17 protein-coding genes are annotated in these 17,425 nt (G+C 47.4%); 12 read left to right on the top strand and 5 right to left on the bottom strand.

Annotated features, from left to right (window positions below):
• Positions 1 to 36 precede the first annotated feature (36 nt).
• From ACO0KY_RS10510 to ACO0KY_RS10500, 3 genes are read left to right on the top strand one after another with little or no spacing between them, the layout of a single operon-like run.
• Entirely contained in the window at positions 37 to 849 is an 813-nt protein-coding gene (locus tag ACO0KY_RS10510) for an EI24 domain-containing protein (protein ID WP_186911746.1), read from the top strand.
• A 15-nt stretch (positions 850 to 864) separates the two neighbouring features.
• Complete coding sequence (locus ACO0KY_RS10505; RefSeq protein ID WP_423045843.1) at positions 865 to 1,659, top strand: competence/damage-inducible protein A; 795 nt, start codon at positions 865 to 867, stop codon at positions 1,657 to 1,659.
• A 26-nt stretch (positions 1,660 to 1,685) separates the two neighbouring features.
• Positions 1,686 to 3,032, top strand: a complete 1,347-nt coding sequence (locus ACO0KY_RS10500) for a TAXI family TRAP transporter solute-binding subunit (RefSeq protein ID WP_423045841.1) — start codon at positions 1,686 to 1,688, stop codon at positions 3,030 to 3,032.
• 115 nt (positions 3,033 to 3,147) lie between these two features.
• On the opposite strand, the gene ACO0KY_RS10495 is transcribed toward ACO0KY_RS10500, so the two are convergent.
• Positions 3,148 to 4,242 carry a threonine aldolase family protein gene (locus ACO0KY_RS10495; RefSeq protein ID WP_423045839.1) on the bottom strand — a complete coding sequence of 365 codons (1,095 nt, stop codon included), beginning with the start codon at positions 4,240 to 4,242 and terminating at the stop codon, positions 3,148 to 3,150.
• A 127-nt stretch (positions 4,243 to 4,369) separates the two neighbouring features.
• On the opposite strand from ACO0KY_RS10495, the gene ACO0KY_RS10490 reads away from it, so the two are divergent.
• The 5 genes from ACO0KY_RS10490 to ACO0KY_RS10470 all read left to right on the top strand — a co-directional run bounded on the left by ACO0KY_RS10490 (position 4,370) and on the right by ACO0KY_RS10470 (position 9,660).
• The gene (locus tag ACO0KY_RS10490) at positions 4,370 to 6,076 is read left to right on the top strand and encodes a M14 family zinc carboxypeptidase (RefSeq protein ID WP_423045837.1); all 1,707 of its coding nucleotides are present in this window, start codon (positions 4,370 to 4,372) and stop codon (positions 6,074 to 6,076) included.
• A gap of 104 nt (positions 6,077 to 6,180) precedes the next feature.
• Entirely contained in the window at positions 6,181 to 6,396 is a 216-nt protein-coding gene (locus tag ACO0KY_RS10485) for a hypothetical protein (RefSeq protein ID WP_423045835.1), read from the top strand.
• 32 nt (positions 6,397 to 6,428) lie between these two features.
• Positions 6,429 to 8,192, top strand: coding sequence for a GGDEF domain-containing protein (locus ACO0KY_RS10480; protein WP_423045832.1), 1,764 nt, complete (start codon positions 6,429 to 6,431; stop codon positions 8,190 to 8,192).
• Positions 8,193 to 8,225: 33 nt separating this feature from the next.
• Positions 8,226 to 9,062, top strand: a complete 837-nt coding sequence (locus ACO0KY_RS10475) for an SAM-dependent methyltransferase (RefSeq protein WP_423045830.1) — start codon at positions 8,226 to 8,228, stop codon at positions 9,060 to 9,062.
• Positions 9,063 to 9,255: 193 nt separating this feature from the next.
• Complete coding sequence (locus ACO0KY_RS10470; RefSeq protein ID WP_423045828.1) at positions 9,256 to 9,660, top strand: hypothetical protein; 405 nt, start codon at positions 9,256 to 9,258, stop codon at positions 9,658 to 9,660.
• A 206-nt stretch (positions 9,661 to 9,866) separates the two neighbouring features.
• On the opposite strand, the gene ACO0KY_RS10465 is transcribed toward ACO0KY_RS10470, so the two are convergent.
• The 4 genes from ACO0KY_RS10465 to hutC all read right to left on the bottom strand — a co-directional run bounded on the left by ACO0KY_RS10465 (position 9,867) and on the right by hutC (position 11,885).
• Positions 9,867 to 10,076 carry a DUF3820 family protein gene (locus tag ACO0KY_RS10465; protein ID WP_186911909.1) on the bottom strand — a complete coding sequence of 70 codons (210 nt, stop codon included), beginning with the start codon at positions 10,074 to 10,076 and terminating at the stop codon, positions 9,867 to 9,869.
• An 18-nt stretch (positions 10,077 to 10,094) separates the two neighbouring features.
• On the bottom strand, positions 10,095 to 10,784 hold the full coding sequence (locus tag ACO0KY_RS10460; protein WP_186911755.1) for a DUF2242 domain-containing protein: 690 nt from the start codon (positions 10,782 to 10,784) through the stop codon (positions 10,095 to 10,097).
• Positions 10,785 to 10,829: 45 nt separating this feature from the next.
• On the bottom strand, positions 10,830 to 11,027 hold the full coding sequence (locus ACO0KY_RS10455; protein ID WP_422991286.1) for a hypothetical protein: 198 nt from the start codon (positions 11,025 to 11,027) through the stop codon (positions 10,830 to 10,832).
• Between the two features lie 144 nt (positions 11,028 to 11,171).
• Entirely contained in the window at positions 11,172 to 11,885 is a 714-nt protein-coding gene (gene hutC, locus ACO0KY_RS10450; RefSeq protein WP_423045920.1) for a histidine utilization repressor, read from the bottom strand.
• Positions 11,886 to 12,070: 185 nt separating this feature from the next.
• Here hutC and hutU point away from each other — a divergent pair, with 185 nt between their 5' ends.
• Genes hutU through hutI form a run of 4 tightly spaced genes read left to right on the top strand, consistent with a single transcriptional unit; the run spans position 12,071 to position 17,205 of the window.
• On the top strand, positions 12,071 to 13,774 hold the full coding sequence (gene hutU / locus ACO0KY_RS10445; RefSeq protein ID WP_423045825.1) for a urocanate hydratase: 1,704 nt from the start codon (positions 12,071 to 12,073) through the stop codon (positions 13,772 to 13,774).
• A gap of 49 nt (positions 13,775 to 13,823) precedes the next feature.
• Complete coding sequence (gene hutH, locus ACO0KY_RS10440) at positions 13,824 to 15,365, top strand: histidine ammonia-lyase (RefSeq protein WP_423045823.1); 1,542 nt, start codon at positions 13,824 to 13,826, stop codon at positions 15,363 to 15,365.
• 20 nt (positions 15,366 to 15,385) lie between these two features.
• Entirely contained in the window at positions 15,386 to 15,997 is a 612-nt protein-coding gene (locus tag ACO0KY_RS10435; RefSeq protein ID WP_423045821.1) for a HutD family protein, read from the top strand.
• Positions 15,997 to 17,205 carry an imidazolonepropionase gene (gene hutI, locus ACO0KY_RS10430; protein WP_423045819.1) on the top strand — a complete coding sequence of 403 codons (1,209 nt, stop codon included), beginning with the start codon at positions 15,997 to 15,999 and terminating at the stop codon, positions 17,203 to 17,205. Before ACO0KY_RS10435 ends, hutI begins: the two co-directional genes overlap by 1 nt.
• Positions 17,206 to 17,425: the final 220 nt, after the last annotated feature.

Raw genomic sequence — 17,425 nt, 5'->3', positions numbered from 1 at the left:
AGAAGTAATGCAAAAATAAGCGAAGGATAAGCAAGCATGAGTATCGTCAAAGTAAGTGTTTCCTGGGGCAGGGCGGTTGCCTCGCAATTGCATATCCGTATGTTGCTGCTGACATTTTTGCCGTTTATCGCTGCACTATTGTTGTGGAGCGTCGCGATGTGGTTTGGCATGCAAGCGTTGATCGACTTTGTTCAAGAATGGTTCAATGATCATCATAGTTTTCAGACCGCCGGTGATGTGTTAGCGATGTTGGGTTTGTTGACGTTTAAAGCCATGGTCGTGCCGCTGGTGGCGATGTGGTTGCTGCTCCCAGTCATGGTTTTTACAGCCTTGTTGTGCATCGGTCTGTTTGCCATGCCGGCAATTAGCAAACATGTTGGTGGCAAGTATTATCCTGAGTTGGAGCAAAAACGTGGCGGCTCGGTGTTTGGCAGTTTATGGTTCTCGCTCAGCTCGTTTTTGATTTTTGCGGTAATCTGGCTAGTAACCTTGCCGTTGACTTTATTTCCTGTGATCAGTCTGGTGTTGCAACCTTTGTTGTGGGGTTGGCTGACTTATAGAGTGATTGTGTATGACGCTTTGGCGGCGCATGCTGACGTTGATGAGCGTAAGGCCTTGATACAGCAACACCGCTGGTCTTTGTTATTCATCGGTACTGTGGCTGGTTTATTTGGTGCGGCACCTGGTTTGTTATGGTTAGGTGGCGTTATTTCGGTCATGTTTTTACCTGTCATTGCAGGTGCGGCAATTTGGTTATATGTACTGGTATTTGTCTTTACCGGTTTGTGGTTCCAACATTATTGTCTGGCAGCGCTGGAGCAGCAGAGGCTCAAGGCTCAGACAACATAACAACGAGAGCAGATTATGGCGATAGGCATCATTATCATAGGCGATGAAATTCTGTCAGGCAAACGCGAAGACAAACATTTATCGAAGTTTATTCAGATACTGACGGAACGCGGTTTGCAATTGGATTGGGCAGAATACGTCGGCGACAACCGAGAACGTATCATCGCCACCTTGCAGCGTAGCTTTGCATCAGGCGATATCGTGTTTTCAACTGGTGGCATCGGTGCAACGCCGGACGATCATACGCGCCAGTGTGCCGCACTGGCCTTGAATGTTGACATTGCTTTGCATCCGGAAGCCAAACGTCTGATACAAGAACGTATCATGGATACCGCCGCTGAAGCGGGTAAAACTGTCGACCTCAATACGCCCGATAATTTGCATCGACTCAAGATGGGTGAATTTCCGGTTGGATCAGAATTGATCCCAAATCCATTTAATAAAATTCCGGGCTTTGCGATCAAGCAGCACTATTTTGTGCCAGGTTTTCCAGTCATGGCGTGGCCGATGATGGAATGGGTGTTGGACACGCATTACTCACATCTGTTTCACCAACAAGCACGCGCTGAGAAAGCAGTGATCGTTTATGAAGCCATAGAATCTGTGCTGACGCCAATGATGGAACAGCTGGAAGCCGAGTTCCCCTTAATTAAAGTCTTCAGCTTACCTAGCGTTGCGACAGAAACACAACGTCGACACATTGAGTTAGGTGTCAAAGGTGACCCGCAACAGGTAGAATCTGCGTTCGCAAAAATGTGCGCAGGTCTGGATCAATTGCAATCCGAATACGTGCCGATTTCACCAAAATAACTCTCTTGCCCTAAGCCAGATGCCAAATGAAAAAAATTAAATTCACGTTGTTTTCAATACGCGATTTGTTGCTTGCATTTGGCCCTATGATCCTGGCGCTAGTGATTATTGCTGGTGCCGCTTACTACCTCGTTGATCCGGCACCGAAGCGCGTGATTGAACTTTCTGCTGGCCCGGAAAATAGTTCTTACCAGCGTTTCGCCAAACAGTATGCTTCGGAGTTGGCCAAAAATAAAGTGACGCTGCACATCAACCCCTCTCAGGGTTCGCAAGAGAATTTGCAAAAAATCAGCGATCCCGATTCGGATATTCAGGTCGGTTTTGTACGTAGCGGTTCTACTGACGCGCAAATAGCTGAAGAGAAAGGCCTGGTGTCACTTGGTAGCTTGTTTTACGAGCCGATCTGGATTTTTTACCGGAGCAAAAAAGAGTTCGATACCATCAGCCAATTTAAAGGCAAACGTATCAATCTCGGTGCCGAGGGCAATGGCATGCACCGCATGTTTTCGCAGATTTTGAGCGTTAATGGCATGCAAGATGCTGACGTGCAAATTCAACGTCTGGATGATGCGGAAGCGACCAAAACATTTTTAAACGGTAAGCTCGATGCACTGGTATTTAGCTCCGCTAGTGACTCACCGCTGGTACAGCAACTGCTCCAGACACCCGATGTACGCTTGTTTGATTTTGTGCAGGCCGAAGCCTATACGCGTCGTTTTCCGTTTTTATCCAGCGTCGTATTACCGCGCGGGATTGTTGATATAGGACGGGATATTCCTGCTCGGGATTACCATCTGATTGCCCCTACCGCGACATTGGTTGCGCATGAAAGCTTGCATCCGGCATTGATGGGGTTGTTATTGCAGGCAGCGCGTAAAATTCACAGTAAAGCAGATTGGTTTAGTGATCAGGGTGAATTTCCATCGGATAAATACACAGAAATTCCTGTCGCGGCGGAAGCCGAGAAGTTTTACAAAAATGGCCCGCCAATGTTGCAACGCTATATGAGCTTCTGGATGGCGAACTTTTTTGATCGCATGTGGGTGGTGCTGATCACAGCTGGCGCTTTGCTGCTGCCTTTATCCAAAGTGATACCGCCGCTCTACGTATGGCGTATCCGTTCACGCATTTACCGCTGGTACGGTCAGTTGCGCATCGCGGAGCAATTCATCGATGAAGCAGGGGAGAATTCACCTGTACACACCTTGCAAAAGCAAATGCAGCACCTTGATGAGATAGAAGAAAAAGTTAATAACACCAGCTTACCCTTGTCGTATATGGAGGAGTTGTATCACCTGCGTAGCCACATTCATTTTGTTCGCGACCGGCTTGTAGAACGTTTGCGGGCTGTTGAGACGGCGCAGCAGGTTTAATCATCGATGATTGAATGCGCTTAAGCTCCCATTTCCCTTTTACCTTTTCCCTTTTCCCGCTTGCGGTGGAGGGGGAGCCACCGTGTGGGGCGCACCCTTCCTACGACGCTACATATTAATGGCCAATCTCCGCCACAAATAAATCCAACGCACGACGTAAGGTCTGATCATCCAGATGCAATAACTGATCACCGACATACCATTCAAACATGCTGCTTTCTGGTAACGCTGCGGCAACGGCGTTATTAAACAACCAGATACCATGTTCCTGAGCGATACGATTACGGATAGCAATTGCCTTTTCTGCTGAAACTGGCAAGTGGACATGCAGCATATTTGCTTGTGGCTGGGACGGGTTCGTCTGTAACGGCGGATAATTGCGTAAATGCACAAATAGCTCCTGAGTGCGTTTGAAGTAGTCTGACATTGCAGCAAGGCGCTCATCAAATTGCATGGCAGCCGACACCACGTAAGGCGTGCGGCGGAATACATTCCCGCCTAAGCGATGGTTCCATACCTTTGCTTTTGCCAGAAATTCTTTTTTACCCAACAGCATCGCGCCACCAAGACCTGCCATCCCTTTGTAAAATGAGACATAGACCGTATCGAAACCCTGTGCAATTTCTTGCCAGGTTTTGCCATAGTAAGCGGCTGCTTCCCATAATCTGGCACCGTCCATGTGCAAATGAATATCCTGTTCATGGCAATGCGTTTTGATGGCTTCGAGCTCGTCCCAGGCGGGCAATTGACCGCCAATTTCTCGCATTGGCAATTCAATTTGCAAGGCGGCTAATGGCTCTGTTTGGGTTTGTATATCTTTGTATGCCCAAGGACGATGTGGTTGACCTAAAGTGAGCGATTGGAAATGCTGCAAGGTTTGGAAATTACTGCGCTCATGGATCAGGATATGCGAGCTGGCATGCAATCCTACCAAAGGGTTGCCTCGCTCCTGGCAAGCCAATCTGAGCGCGGTTGCTTGCGTCATGGTGCCGGTAATGCAAAACAATCCGGCTTCCCTGCCCAGTAAGGTGGCGACTTTTTGTTCGAATGCTTGAACCGTTGCGCCTTCCCCATACACATCGTTTTCAATCTGATGTTGTGCGCACCATGCTGCCATGTTGGCAAAACTTTCTGCCGGAGAAAGTGCTTTATGACCTGCCAGATGGGTATGACAAGAATTTTTTAATTTTGATAATTCAGCGTCGGTCAAGATTTTCTCCTGAAAATTGGGGCTTCGATAAATTTTTTATTGCAGTATGCCACGAGACTAAATTACTACGAAATGTATCCCAGAGTGAGCTAGAATCAACGCTTTCCAGATTTCATTTCGCCAGACTATGACTACCCAGCTGCCGTTTGCACCAGACTTTAAAACACCCTATGAAAGCGGAAATCGCAACCAGACCACGCATTGGGATGATTGCATCCGGTTTTATCAAGAGTTAGCGCAACAGTTCCCACGGATTCTGCATTTCTTTGAAATTGGGCAGTCAGATGCCGGACGGCCTTTATTTGCTGGAGTGATCACTGCTGATGGTGAATTCGATCGTGCGAACTTGCAGTCGCAAGGGCGACCCGTGTTTTTCAATAACAACGGCATCCATCCTGGTGAACCTGAAGGCGTGGACGCCTGCATGGCCTTGGTCAGAGATTTTTGTTTTCAGCCTGAACGTTTGGCTGCCTTGGGTAAAACAGTATTCTTGTTTATCCCTATGTACAACGTCGATGGTAGTCTGAACCGTCAGAATACCTCCCGTGTGAATCAGGATGGGCCAGAGAGCTTTGGCTTCCGCGGTAACAGCCAGCATCTGGATCTGAATCGTGATTTTATTAAGTGCGATAGCTTAAATGCCCAAGCCTTCAATCGCTTTTTCAGCGCCTGGAGCCCTGATGTCATGGTCGATACCCACACCTCCAACGGTGCAGATTATCACTACACCATGACCCTGATTCAGACGCAAACTGATAAGCTGGGCTACGGTTTAGGACCATTCCTTAAAGATACCATGTTGCCAGCCATCTATGCCGAGATGGCGCAACGCGGTTGGCCGACTTGCCCGTATGTGAATCCGATTAAAGATATTCCTGACCACGGCATCGAAGATTTCTTAGAAACACCGCGCTTCTCAACGGGTTATGCCACCCTGCATCACACCATTGGTTTCATGCCAGAAACGCATATGTTGAAGCCCTTTGCTGATCGTTACGAGTCCATGCGTGCGTTAGTGGAAACCGTTTTAAATTTCACCATCGCCAATGCAACGCAAATTCAGCAACTGCGCGCACAAGCGCGGGTGGCTGCAGCCAGGAACCAGAAAGTGGCAGTCCACTGGTCAGCAGACCACGGAAAAAAGTCCAGCTTCTTATTCAAAGGCTACAAAGCTGTGTATAGCCCTAGCGTCATCGGGCACTACACGCGCTTGTCGTACGACCGCAGCCAGCCATGGGAAAAACCTATCCCTTACTTTAATCACTTTGTTGCTGATATCAATGTTGTGCAGCCTAAAGCCTATCTGGTGCCACAATCGTGGCGTACCGTGATAGAACGCCTGCAATGGAATGGTGTGCAAATGCAGCGTTTGAGTGCCGATCAAGTGATGCAGGCCGAAACCTACCGCGTGCTTTCTGTCACCTCACGCCCACATGCGTATGAAGGACACATGTTCCATGACGAAGTGAACCTGCAAAGCCAGCAAGAACAAGTGCAGGCACTGGCCGGCGACTATCTGATTTCAATCGATCAGCCACAGGCACGTTACATCGTCGAAACACTGGAACCACAAGCGCACGACAGCTTCTTCCGCTGGGGCTTTTTCAATAGCTGTCTGGAGAAAAAAGAAGCGTATTCCGATTACGTGTTTGAAGATACCGCCGCAGAAATCCTGCGCGACGAACCCGGTACCCGTGCTGCGTTTGAAGCCTGGAAGCAAGTCAACCCTGATTTGTTAGAAGATCAGACCACCGTGCTGGACTTTATTTTCACGCACTGCCAGCGCTTTAAAGAACCTGAATGGAATCGTTATCCGGTGTTGCGTCTTTTTTAATGAAAATGCGGAGAAACATTGTTCCATTTAGTTACAATTTTAGCGAAAACATAATAGAATCTTCCCTTGCATTAATCTCATCAACCTTTTTGAATAGGTAGTGTATGTCAAAGCTAGTCGATTATCTGAATCACCTTGACCAAAATGCTGACGCAAGTGCAGCGCATGCAAAAGACCCGCATGCTGCAATGACACATTTTGGTTTGTCGCATGAAGAGCAAGCTGCGATTAAGTCTGGTAATAAATCACATGTGGCAAAAGTTGCTGGTATTGCTGAGGCAGATGTGCCTTCTATTCAGTCGACTGACGAGCCTCGTTAATTACCGAAGTTAGCGTTGATACAGCGAAAAACATGACTCAATTTTTGTCGAGAGTGTTCTGTATTGTTGTGCTTCTGATCGTTGGCTCAACGCTTCCCTTATTTGCAAATTCGAACCAACTTAATGGTCAAGATAGCGATAGTAACGATGCTATTTTGAATCAGATAAGTCTCCACCTTCGGAATTCTCCGGAGTTGGCCCTGCCTTTACTGGAACAGCTTAAGCAGCGTGAGTCAAGCTTAAGTGAGCCGCAAAAAAATCGTTTTTACCTCGAACAACTATCTTCCCTTGCGTTAAGAGGTAAATACGAAGACGAAGTTGAAATTATTGAGAAGCGTATTTCAAATGTAAAAGATCCAAATGAAAAAGCTCGCTATTTGTATCATTTGTCAGATGCTTATGCGCTCATAGGTAAATATGAAGCAGCCTTAAAAGTCGTAAATCAGTCAATTGCATTGTTGCCAACAGTTACGGATGCGAATTCAAAAATCGGTATCTTACAAGGCGCATACTCGGTGCTTTCGCATGTTCATGCTTACGATGACGCGATGATTTACGCCGATCGACTTTATAACACCGATGTGGGTGAAGTTAAACACGCAAAATGCATAGGCATTGGCGATCGCATGGAAATTTATTTTTCAAGCGGACGACCAGATCAGGCGAGAAAATTGCTTCCGGAGGTAAATGATGTCTGTCGAATCGCTGAATATAAGATCGTTGTCGCTATAGCGAATGTCTTAAAATCGATTGACCTTATTGATTCAGGTGAATTTTCAATCGGGATAAAAGAAGGGGAGCAGGCGCTCGCCAATTACTCGAAAATTGACCCTTCCTCAGATTATGTTTCACATTTAGAAGAGGCATTGGCGCGCGCCCATTTAGCGCAAGGAAGATTGGATCTCGCTGAACGTTACGGACAATCGTCTTATCTGCATGCAGCACAAGGTAAATTTTTGCAATTGCAGGAAAAAGCCAATGAAACCATGTCCAAGACCAAGCAAGCTCAAGGGCAATACGTAACTGCTTTAGAGTATGCGGACACTGCATTGAAGCTCAAAAATAATTTGCTGGATCAACAGCTACAAAAAAATATCGCCTATCAGCGTGTCAAATTCGATATGCAAGACAAGGCTAATCAACTGACCTTGCTTGAACAAAAAAATAAATTGCTATCGATAGAAAAACAACTAGATAAAAAAAATAATCAAGTCTTGTTGCTATTCATCGGTCTGATTGTCGTTGCATTGTTGTTGGTTGGTGTGTGGCTGTGGAAAGTTATACAGCAAAAAAATATCTTTAAGCGTCATGCGCAAGTCGATGCGCTGACACAGATCAGTAACCGCCGGCATTTTATCGATATCACTACAGCGGCGGTCGCTGAGCGAACTGCGCCGATCAGCCTGATCCTGTTCGATATGGATTTCTTTAAAAAAATTAACGATAACTTTGGTCACCCGACTGGTGATTGGGTATTGATTCATGTATGTCAGGCAGTGACCGAAGTATTGCGTAAAGGTGATATGTTTGGGCGTTTAGGCGGCGAAGAATTTGCAATTTGCATGCCTGCGGCGGATACCCATGTCGCCAAACAACTGGCAGAGCGTTGCCGTTTAGCGATTGCTGCAATTGATACCGAACCGAGCGGATTTCGTTTTCCTTTGACCGCCAGTTTTGGTATTGCGACCATTGATACCTATACCGTCAGCACCTTTGAAGCCTTGATGGAATCTGCTGACAAGGCACTTTACAAGTCCAAAGCTGATGGACGTAATTGTGTCTCAGTGTTTGAGTGATTAAGCCATCATTACCTACCAGAAATTTCCAATATGAGCGATCAAAAAGCCGGACAACTTGTATGCGTAGGTACAGGCATGCGTATGGCGGGGCAATTGACGCCCCTCGCAAAGAGTTATATCGAGTCATTTGACATCGTCATTGCCGCCGTGCCGAATATTTTTACGCGTCAATGGCTGCAGACTATCGCCAAAGAATATGTGTGTCTGAATGACCATTATGAAGACACCAAAATTGATGGTAAAACCCGCCGTAACACTTACCGTCGTATGACGGACACGATTTTGAAAGAAGTCCGCGCCGGCAAGCGCGTTTGCGCGGCATTTTACGGACATCCTGGCATCTTTGCTTGTATCTCACACATGGCGATTGCCGATGCGCGTAAAGAGGGGTATGCCGCGCACATGGAGCCAGGTATTTCAGCGTTGGATTGTCTGGTCGCTGATCTTGGCATTGATCCAGGATCACGTGGCATGCAGTCGATGGAAGCGACGCAGTTTATGATTTATGAACGGGTGATCGATCCGTCTGCGATGTTCGTCGTCTGGCAAATTGGTCTAGCTGGTGATTTAACCTTAAAGCGTTACGACACTGAACCAGCGCACTTGCAAATTATTATCGACAAATTGGCCCTCACGTATTCACTCGATCATGAAGTGATTTTGTATGAAGCCGCAACCAACCCCATAGAGCAAAACCGCATCGAAAAAATCCGTTTGGGTGATTTGCCGAAGGCGAATTTGAAACAAATTACGACCCTGGTGATTCCGGCTGAGCAGGCGTTAAAAGTGGATCAAAAAGTGATGGATCAGTTGAAGGCATTGGAATTGGCACGTGCTGCCGCAAACGAGGTAACTGAGGCGGCATAATTTATAGGAAGCGTGCAACCCGCGTTGAGACCCGCACCATTGATATGATCTGAAAACATCAAAAAATTTCCACACGGAAATTGCTATGATTTATTTCTTTTTAATTGTAAATCAGTGCTTTCTATTTACATGAGTCTTCATTAGAATCATTCGCTGAGGTAAGACAATTTTGTCGATTTGTTGAGGAGACGCTATGAAAAAATTGATTAAAAGCGCTGTAGTTGGTCTGGCTCTGGTAGGTGGTATTTCTGCTGCTTACGCTGAGGGTGTTGATACCTCCGTAGAGGGTATTTTTAATGCGCTGACTTCCAGTGCAAATCTGCAAGCAACCGTCGACGGTCTGGTTGCAGGTGGTGCGAATCCACAATCCATCGTCTCTGTTGCTGCTGCGGCCGGTATTCCACTCGACGCGGTTAAGCAATTGCAAGTCTGCACAAATTCTGCCGCTGCTGATGCAACTGTATTGAGCGCTTCTTGCCTCAGACAAAAAAGCGTCGTGACCGCTTACGCTGCTGGCGTGAACGATCCGATGAAATTTTTGCCTGCCTCTGCTGCTGGCAAACAAAACAAGCAAGAAACAAAAACTGAATTTAAATAATCTTAATTCATCGGTTCTACTCAAATTTTTGATTTGAAAAAAAGCAGCGCACACATTGGTGGCGCTGCTTTTTTATTTGGTGTTCACTGGTCTGCTAATGAATACTAATGATTGCTAATGAATATTAATGATTGCTAATGAATATTAATGATTGCTAATGAATATTAATGATTGCTAATGAATGTTATTAGTTGCAGTTGTTGTTTTTATTTTCTCAAAGGAATGAGTAAATCGCGCAAGTTATTGTGATCGATTTCATACATTAATTCTAATAATCGCCCAATTTCACCCTTAGGAAAACCCTCGCGTGCGAACCATCCCAGATAGTGCCCAGGCAGGTCGCCGATCAGTCTGTCCTTGTATTTGCCATATGGCATTTTGAGGGTCAGCAATCGTTGTAAGTCATCTGCTTGCATGGTTTTTTCAAACATGGCTTAGTTGTTGTCCATTTTATTGTCTGATTTGTTTTGTGTCGCTGTAAATGCTGTGGCTCCCGTGGATTCAGGCTTGCTGTTACTGCCCGCATCCATTTTTGCCGCGGGTAATTCAGTGGGCTTGTTTGCCATGTCTTTTTTATCGCTATCAGGTTCATTTGGGAATTTAGTCGCGTCCAGATAGCGTTCGACTAAGTCAAAAAACTGATTATAAAATTGACCAGTAGCGATGGTTTCACTAGCAACTTTCACCAGCGAATCGTCGGTAGAACCGAATGGCAATGATACGGAACCGATGGCGCTGACGCCTATGCTGGCTGAATTATTACTCTTCTTGAGCGAGTAACGATCGCGTATCGCATTAGCAAACATAGTTGAGCTATTGCTGCCTTTGCTATCCGGTACACAAACGACATTAAACTCAATTTCAGCGTGGGTCTCGGCGTCGTGCTGGTATTTGCGGCGACCTTTAATATTGGTTGGTTTCCACTCATTGATCACGTACCCCTGACTGAGCAAGGCGCGGCGGGATGCTTCGCAGGCAGCCTGTTCGGTGCCAGGGAAGCTACGCGTAAAGACACCGGTCTCACCAAATTCTTCATGCTGGAGTCCCGACGTTTTAGTGCTGGAGCAGGCGCTCAAGCCAGACAATAAAAATACGAGGGGAATTAATAAAAAGCGACGAACCATGTTGTAATCTAAACCAAGTGTTGTGCAGGGCGAGAGCCCTTTTGTTTAAGCTAATGCTTCTTTAGCGGCTTCTTCTGGTGTTAAACCATCAAAAAATAAATCGGTGAACCACTCAATTTGTTCTTCGATATGGTCTTGCGCTTGCGCAACAGTAGCACCGCCAGCGACTAAAAATCCTTCTACTTCGATACACCAGGCGATCAGTGCTTCTGTTTCTGGATCGATATCATTCTTTTTTGCCATGGTGTTGTCCTCTATAAATGCTCTTGATCAATGGATTTGATCTTTTTATTGAAAAAACTGCGCGTATTTTAACTTGTCACTGGTATTTACATTGTTACCAGTTGTTGGTGCTTAGTTTCATCACCTCAGAATGCGGTCGCTCTGTCAGAAACTTCCGGCAAACTGGTAACGCTTTCCAGGGTGCCACATGGTCACGATCGTGGCGATTTTTCCTTGGGAACGCGTCTTTCTGTGCAATACCAGGCAAACCTCTTTGATGGAAATTTGCAACATCTCAGCGACTTGTTTGCCTGGCATGACGGCCTCAATGCGGTAATCGACGCCTTGCAAGGGGGCGACAGCAACTAAATATTCATTCGGCGTCATGTTGCTAAAGTCTTGCGCTAAGTAATCTGGCGTTACGCTGGAATTAACCCAACGGTCCTCGACCTGAATCGCCATGTCGTTTTCAAAATGCACAATCACTGAATGAAAAAGACGATGTCCGGCTTTGACATTAAATTCTTGCGCAAGTTGCTCAGAAGCTGGAATTTCTTTTAAAAGATGTAATTCGCTGCGATGAATGTGTCCACGCAGACGAATTTCTTCGGCAATGCTTTTAATCTCAACCAGGGTTGCCTGATATTTTTGCTGGGCAACATAGGTACCGGAACCCTGTATCCGGTTCAAAATCTGTTCGCTGGTTAGCTCGCGAACCGCCCGATTCACGGTCATGCGCGAAACGCCAAATTGCTCTGCCAGCATGGCTTCCGAGGGGATAGCGTCGCCTTCTTTCCAGGTACCCGTCTGGATTTCCTTGAGCAGATAGTCTTTAATGGTCTGGAAGGCGGGTGAGGGTGATTGAACTTTTGACACGATTATCCTAATGAAGTAGCGCTCGTATTGTCTCATTAAAAATCCGCTTGCAAAAGTTGTATATACAACTTAAAATTTATTTTGAGTTGAGCTGTAATCAAAATCAATTGATAGCGCGTCCTGGCTGATACCCCGGTATCTGGACGTGTTTTTGTATGTAATGTTTGTCGTACCTGGAGAGAGACAAAATGACGAATAACCTTCAAAACGATGCTCGCTGGGATGCCAGCCGCGTAATCCATGCACCAACTGGTGCTGAAAAAGTTTGTAAAACCTGGGTGGCGGAGGCTGCTTATCGCATGATTCAGAACAATCTGGACCCCGCCGTGGCAGAAAATCCTAAACACCTGGTCGTGTACGGTGGCATTGGTCGCGCAGCGCGTAACTGGGAATGTTTTGATCAGATTCTGGCATCGTTGAAGGCTCTGGGCGAAGATGAAACTTTGCTGATTCAATCTGGCAAACCGGTCGGCGTGTTCAAAACTCATGAAGACGCACCGCGTGTTTTGATCGCGAATTCAAACCTGGTACCTAAGTGGGCAAATTGGGAACACTTCAATGAACTCGACCGCAAAGGCTTGTTCATGTACGGACAGATGACTGCAGGTAGCTGGATTTATATCGGCACCCAAGGCATTGTTCAGGGAACCTATGAAACCTTTGCAGAAGCTGGCCGCCAGCACTTCAATGGTGATTGGGGCGGCCGCTGGATACTGACTGCTGGTTTAGGTGGTATGGGCGGTGCACAGCCATTGGCTGCAAGTTTTGCAGGTGCGGTTTCTTTAAATATCGAATGCCAACAAAGCAGTATTGATTTTCGCCTGCGTACCCGCTACGTAGACAAACAAGCCAAAGATTTGGACGACGCACTTGCATTAATCAAACATCATTGCGACCGCAAAGAAGCGGTATCGATTGCCTTGCTGGGCAATGCTGCTGAAATTTTGCCAGAACTGGTTCAGCGTGCGAAAGCGGGTGGCATGAAGCCAGATCTGGTGACCGATCAGACTTCCGCTCATGATTTGATTAATGGTTACCTGCCTATCGGTTGGAGCGTTGAGCAATGGAAAGCAGCTCAACATGATGCCAGCCAACATGCCAAACTGACTGCGGACGCAGCGCAGGCCTGTGCGGTTCACGTGCAAGCGATGCTGGATTTCCATGCGATGGGTATCCCCACCGTAGATTACGGCAATAACATCCGTCAGGTGGCGTTTGACACCGGCGTTAAAAATGCCTTTGATTTTCCTGGCTTTGTTCCTGCCTACATTCGTCCTTTGTTCTGTGATGGCAAAGGCCCATTCCGTTGGGTGGCTTTGTCTGGCGATCCGGAAGATATCCGTAAAACGGATGCCAAGATTAAAGAACTGTTCCCGCACAATAAAGGCGTACACAAATGGCTGGACATGGCGGGCGAACGCATTGCGTTCCAGGGCTTGCCAGCGCGGATTTGCTGGCTAGGTTTGGGCGAGCGCCATATTGCTGGTCTGGCATTCAATGAAATGGTTAAAAATGGCGAACTCAAAGCGCCTATCGTAATTGGTCGCGACCACCTGGATACCGGCTCTGTCTCCAGTCCAAATCGTGAAACAGAAGGTATGAAAGATGGCACTGATGCTGTTTCTGACTGGCCTTTACTGAACGCTTTGCTCAATACCGCTGGCGGTGCGAGCTGGGTTTCTCTGCATCATGGTGGTGGCGTTGGTATGGGATATTCGCAGCATTCGGGTATGGTGATCGTTGCTGATGGTACTGAGGCCGCTGCTAAACGTCTGGCACGCGTGCTGGTCAATGATTGCGGCTCTGGCGTTATGCGTCACGCGGATGCGGGCTACGAACAGGCCGTTGCATGCGCAAAGCGTGAAGGCTTGAATCTGCCGATGATCAAGTAATCAAACTGATCCATCGACCAATGACAGAATAATTAAAGAGAGAAAAATAATGACTAAGTATGTTGAAATTCATCCGGGCGAATTCAGTCTGTCCGATCTGCGCGCCATCTGGACTGCGTCACAGCCATTGAAATTGACACCAGGCGCCTATGCCGCGATCAATGCATCGGCTGATACGATTCATAAAATTGTCGCCAAGGGCGATGCAGCTTACGGGATCAATACCGGTTTTGGTAAATTAGCCAAAACCCGTATTCCGGATGAGCAATTAGAGCTGTTGCAACGCAATCTGATTTTGTCGCATTCGGTAGGCTCGGGTGAATTGATTTCCGATGAAGTTGTACGTCTGATTTTAGCGATGAAGATCGCCAGTCTGGCACGTGGCTTCTCTGGCATTCGTGCATCGGTGATCGATAGCATGATTGCGATGTATAACGCAGGCATCATGCCGACCATTCCGGTCAAAGGTTCAGTCGGTGCTTCCGGTGATCTGGCGCCATTGTCACACATGACGCTGGCATTGCTGGGTGAAGGCGATGTGCGTGTGAACGGTAAATTGGTTCCTGCCAAAGAAGCACTTGCACAAGCTGGAATTACGCCAGTCGTATTGGCGGCAAAAGAAGGTCTGGCATTGATCAATGGTACGCAAGTATCCACTGCTCTGGCCCTAAATGGCTTGTTCCTCGCAGAGCGTTTGTTAGAGGCTGCAACAATTACTGGCGCATTGTCAGTGGATGCCGCTAAAGGTAGCGATGCGCCATTTGATGCACGTATCCACACAAGTCGCGGTCAACCAGGTCAAATTGCCACTGCGGCGATTTATCGTGAGTTACTTAAAGGTAGCGAAATTCGTTTGTCGCATCTGGTCAACGATGAGCGCGTGCAAGACCCGTACTGCTTGCGTTGTCAACCGCAAGTCATGGGGGCTTGCCTTGATATCATCAACAATGCGGCACGTACTTTGCTGATCGAAGCCAATGCCGTGACTGATAATCCACTGGTGTTTGTCGAAACAGGTGAGGTGATTTCTGGCGGTAACTTCCATGCCGAACCTGTCGCATTTGCGGCAGATACGCTGGCATTGGCGATTGCTGAAATCGGTTCGATTTCGGAACGCCGCATTGCTCTGCTGATTGATTCTTCCATCTCAGGTTTGCCACCATTCCTGGTGCCATCATCTGGTCTGAATTCTGGCTTCATGATCGCCCACGTGACTGCTGCTGCGTTGGCTTCGGAAAACAAATCCCACGCGCATCCGTCTAGCGTTGATACGATTCCGACATCGGCTAATCAGGAAGATCACGTCAGTATGGCGACCTTTGGTGCGCGTCGTTTGCACGAAATGGCACACAATACGGCTACCATTGTTGGTATAGAATTGTTAGCGGCAGCGCAGGGTGTGGATTTCCACGCGCCACTCAAAACGTCGGAGATGCTGACCCAAGTGCACCAGTCTTTGCGTGGCAAAGTGTCGTTCTACGATAAAGATCGCTTCTTTGCACCAGATATCGAAGCAGCAAAAGAACTGGTCGTGTCTGGTAGTTTGAGTGCACAATGTCAACATCTGTACCAACACTTATATTTAGCCTAAGTTGATCTGAAAATCTGATTATGCGTAAATGGACCCATCAGGACTATCAAACCATGCCATGGAAAAATGGCGGCGGCAGCACGACTGAGCTGGCGATTTTTCCTTCGGATGCCACGCTGGATAATTTCGTCTGGCGTTTGAGTACTGCAACGGTGAATACTGATGGACCATTTTCGCATTTTGCTCAGATAGACCGTACGCTGGCTATTTTGTCGGGTGCGGGCCTGATTTTGCATACCGACGATGGCCAGCAGGCACCTGCTGCTAGCATTGAGTTGACGCAGACAAGTACGCCACACAGGTTTTCCGGTGAGCTACCGATCAATGCTGAGTTGATTGCCGATACCGTCCTTGATCTGAACATGATGACGCGACGTGACGTGTGTAGCCACTACATGCAAAGACTTTCAGCTGGCGAACACTTCGTCGCTGCTGGTGACGCGCAACAATTGCTGCTGTATTGCGCTAAAGGCACGGCGACGCTGAGTTCTGGTGAGCAAATCATTGCAGGTGATCTGTGTTTATTCGAAGAACGTCACGAGCATGAAGGCATTATTTTAGGATTTTCCGCGGATGAAGGTTCGGACGTATATTTGATTCGCGTCCATTTTTTAAATATGGGACAAAGCTGATGCCGCATTGGGATAGCTTATGGAAAAACCTGCATCTGGCAACCATGACCGATGGTTATGGTGAGATACGTGATGCAGCAATCGCTGTTAGTAACGGCAAAATTGCGTGGCTAGGCGCAGCGGCTGATTTACCAAAAGATAGCACCGCTGATGCCATGCACGATGGCGCTGGATGCTGGCTGACACCAGGTCTGATCGATTGTCATACTCATCTGGTGTATGCCGGTAATCGCAGCAATGAATTTGAGGCGCGCTTAAATGGCGTTGCCTATGAAGAAATCGCCCGCCAGGGTGGTGGCATTGTGTCTACCGTCAATGCTACGCGCGCCGCTACCGAAGATGATTTATTACAAGCCTGCTTACCGCGTTTAAAAAGTCTGCTTTCTGAAGGTGTGACAACGCTGGAAATCAAATCTGGCTATGGTCTTGATCTGGAAACAGAAGCGCGGATTTTACGTGTCGCTAGGCGGATAGGTCGTGAATTTCCGGTGCGTGTTAAAACGACGTTTTTGGGTGCCCATGCCGTGCCCCCAGAATATGCTGGCCGTTCAGACGATTACATCAGCCTGGTTTGTGACGTGATGCTTCCGACTCTGCATGCGGAAGGCCTGGTAGACGCGGTGGATGTGTTCTGCGAAAAAATTGGCTTTACTCCCGCACAAACTGAGCGGGTATTTCAGGCGGCACAATCTCTTGGTTTGCCAGTTAAACTGCATGCTGAGCAATTATCTGATCAGGGTGGGGCAGGGTTGACCGCACGTTATCAGGGCTTATCTGCCGATCATCTCGAATATTTGTCAGATGACGGTATTGCCGCGATGGCTAAGCATGGCACGGTGGCTGTCTTGTTACCTGGCGCTTTCTACTTTTTGCGTGAAACGAAATACCCACCGTTGGCAGCGTTGCGTGCAGCAGGCGTACCGATTGCCCTGGCGACCGATTGCAATCCGGGAACTTCACCTATGACTTCGTTGTTATTGACCATGAATATGGCGTGCACAATTTTCCGTATGACGCCTTTAGAAGCGTTGCAGGGAATCACCTGTAACGCGGCGCGTGCTCTGGGTCTTTCAGCGGAAATTGGAACCCTGGAAGTAGGGAGAGCAGCCGATTTTGTGATTTGGAACATAGATCGCCCTGCGGATCTGGCATATTTTATTGGTGGTAATCCGGCACAGATAAAAGTTGTATCCGGGCGCCATGTCTGAAGCGCACTTTTTTAAATTCTGTTCATCTGTGTTCGCAAATGGGACATGCCAATTCAGCGTTTCGATTTGACATTTATTAACCCCGCCATGGCGGGGTTAGTTTTTTTTATCAGTACTTGAGACGTATAATGTTGCAAAAAAATGAATGATGTACTTTGTATAAGCTTATTCTTCAATTCGACCAGCGACAATGACGCTTGGTTAGTGCAAAGTATCGTCT

This window comes from Undibacterium sp. Dicai25W (assembly GCF_049340505.1).
Taxonomy (GTDB): Bacteria; Pseudomonadota; Gammaproteobacteria; order Burkholderiales; family Burkholderiaceae_D; genus Undibacterium; species Undibacterium jejuense.
The sequence above is the reverse complement of the archived record's forward strand: the minus strand, read 5'-3'. Positions and strand labels throughout refer to the sequence as shown.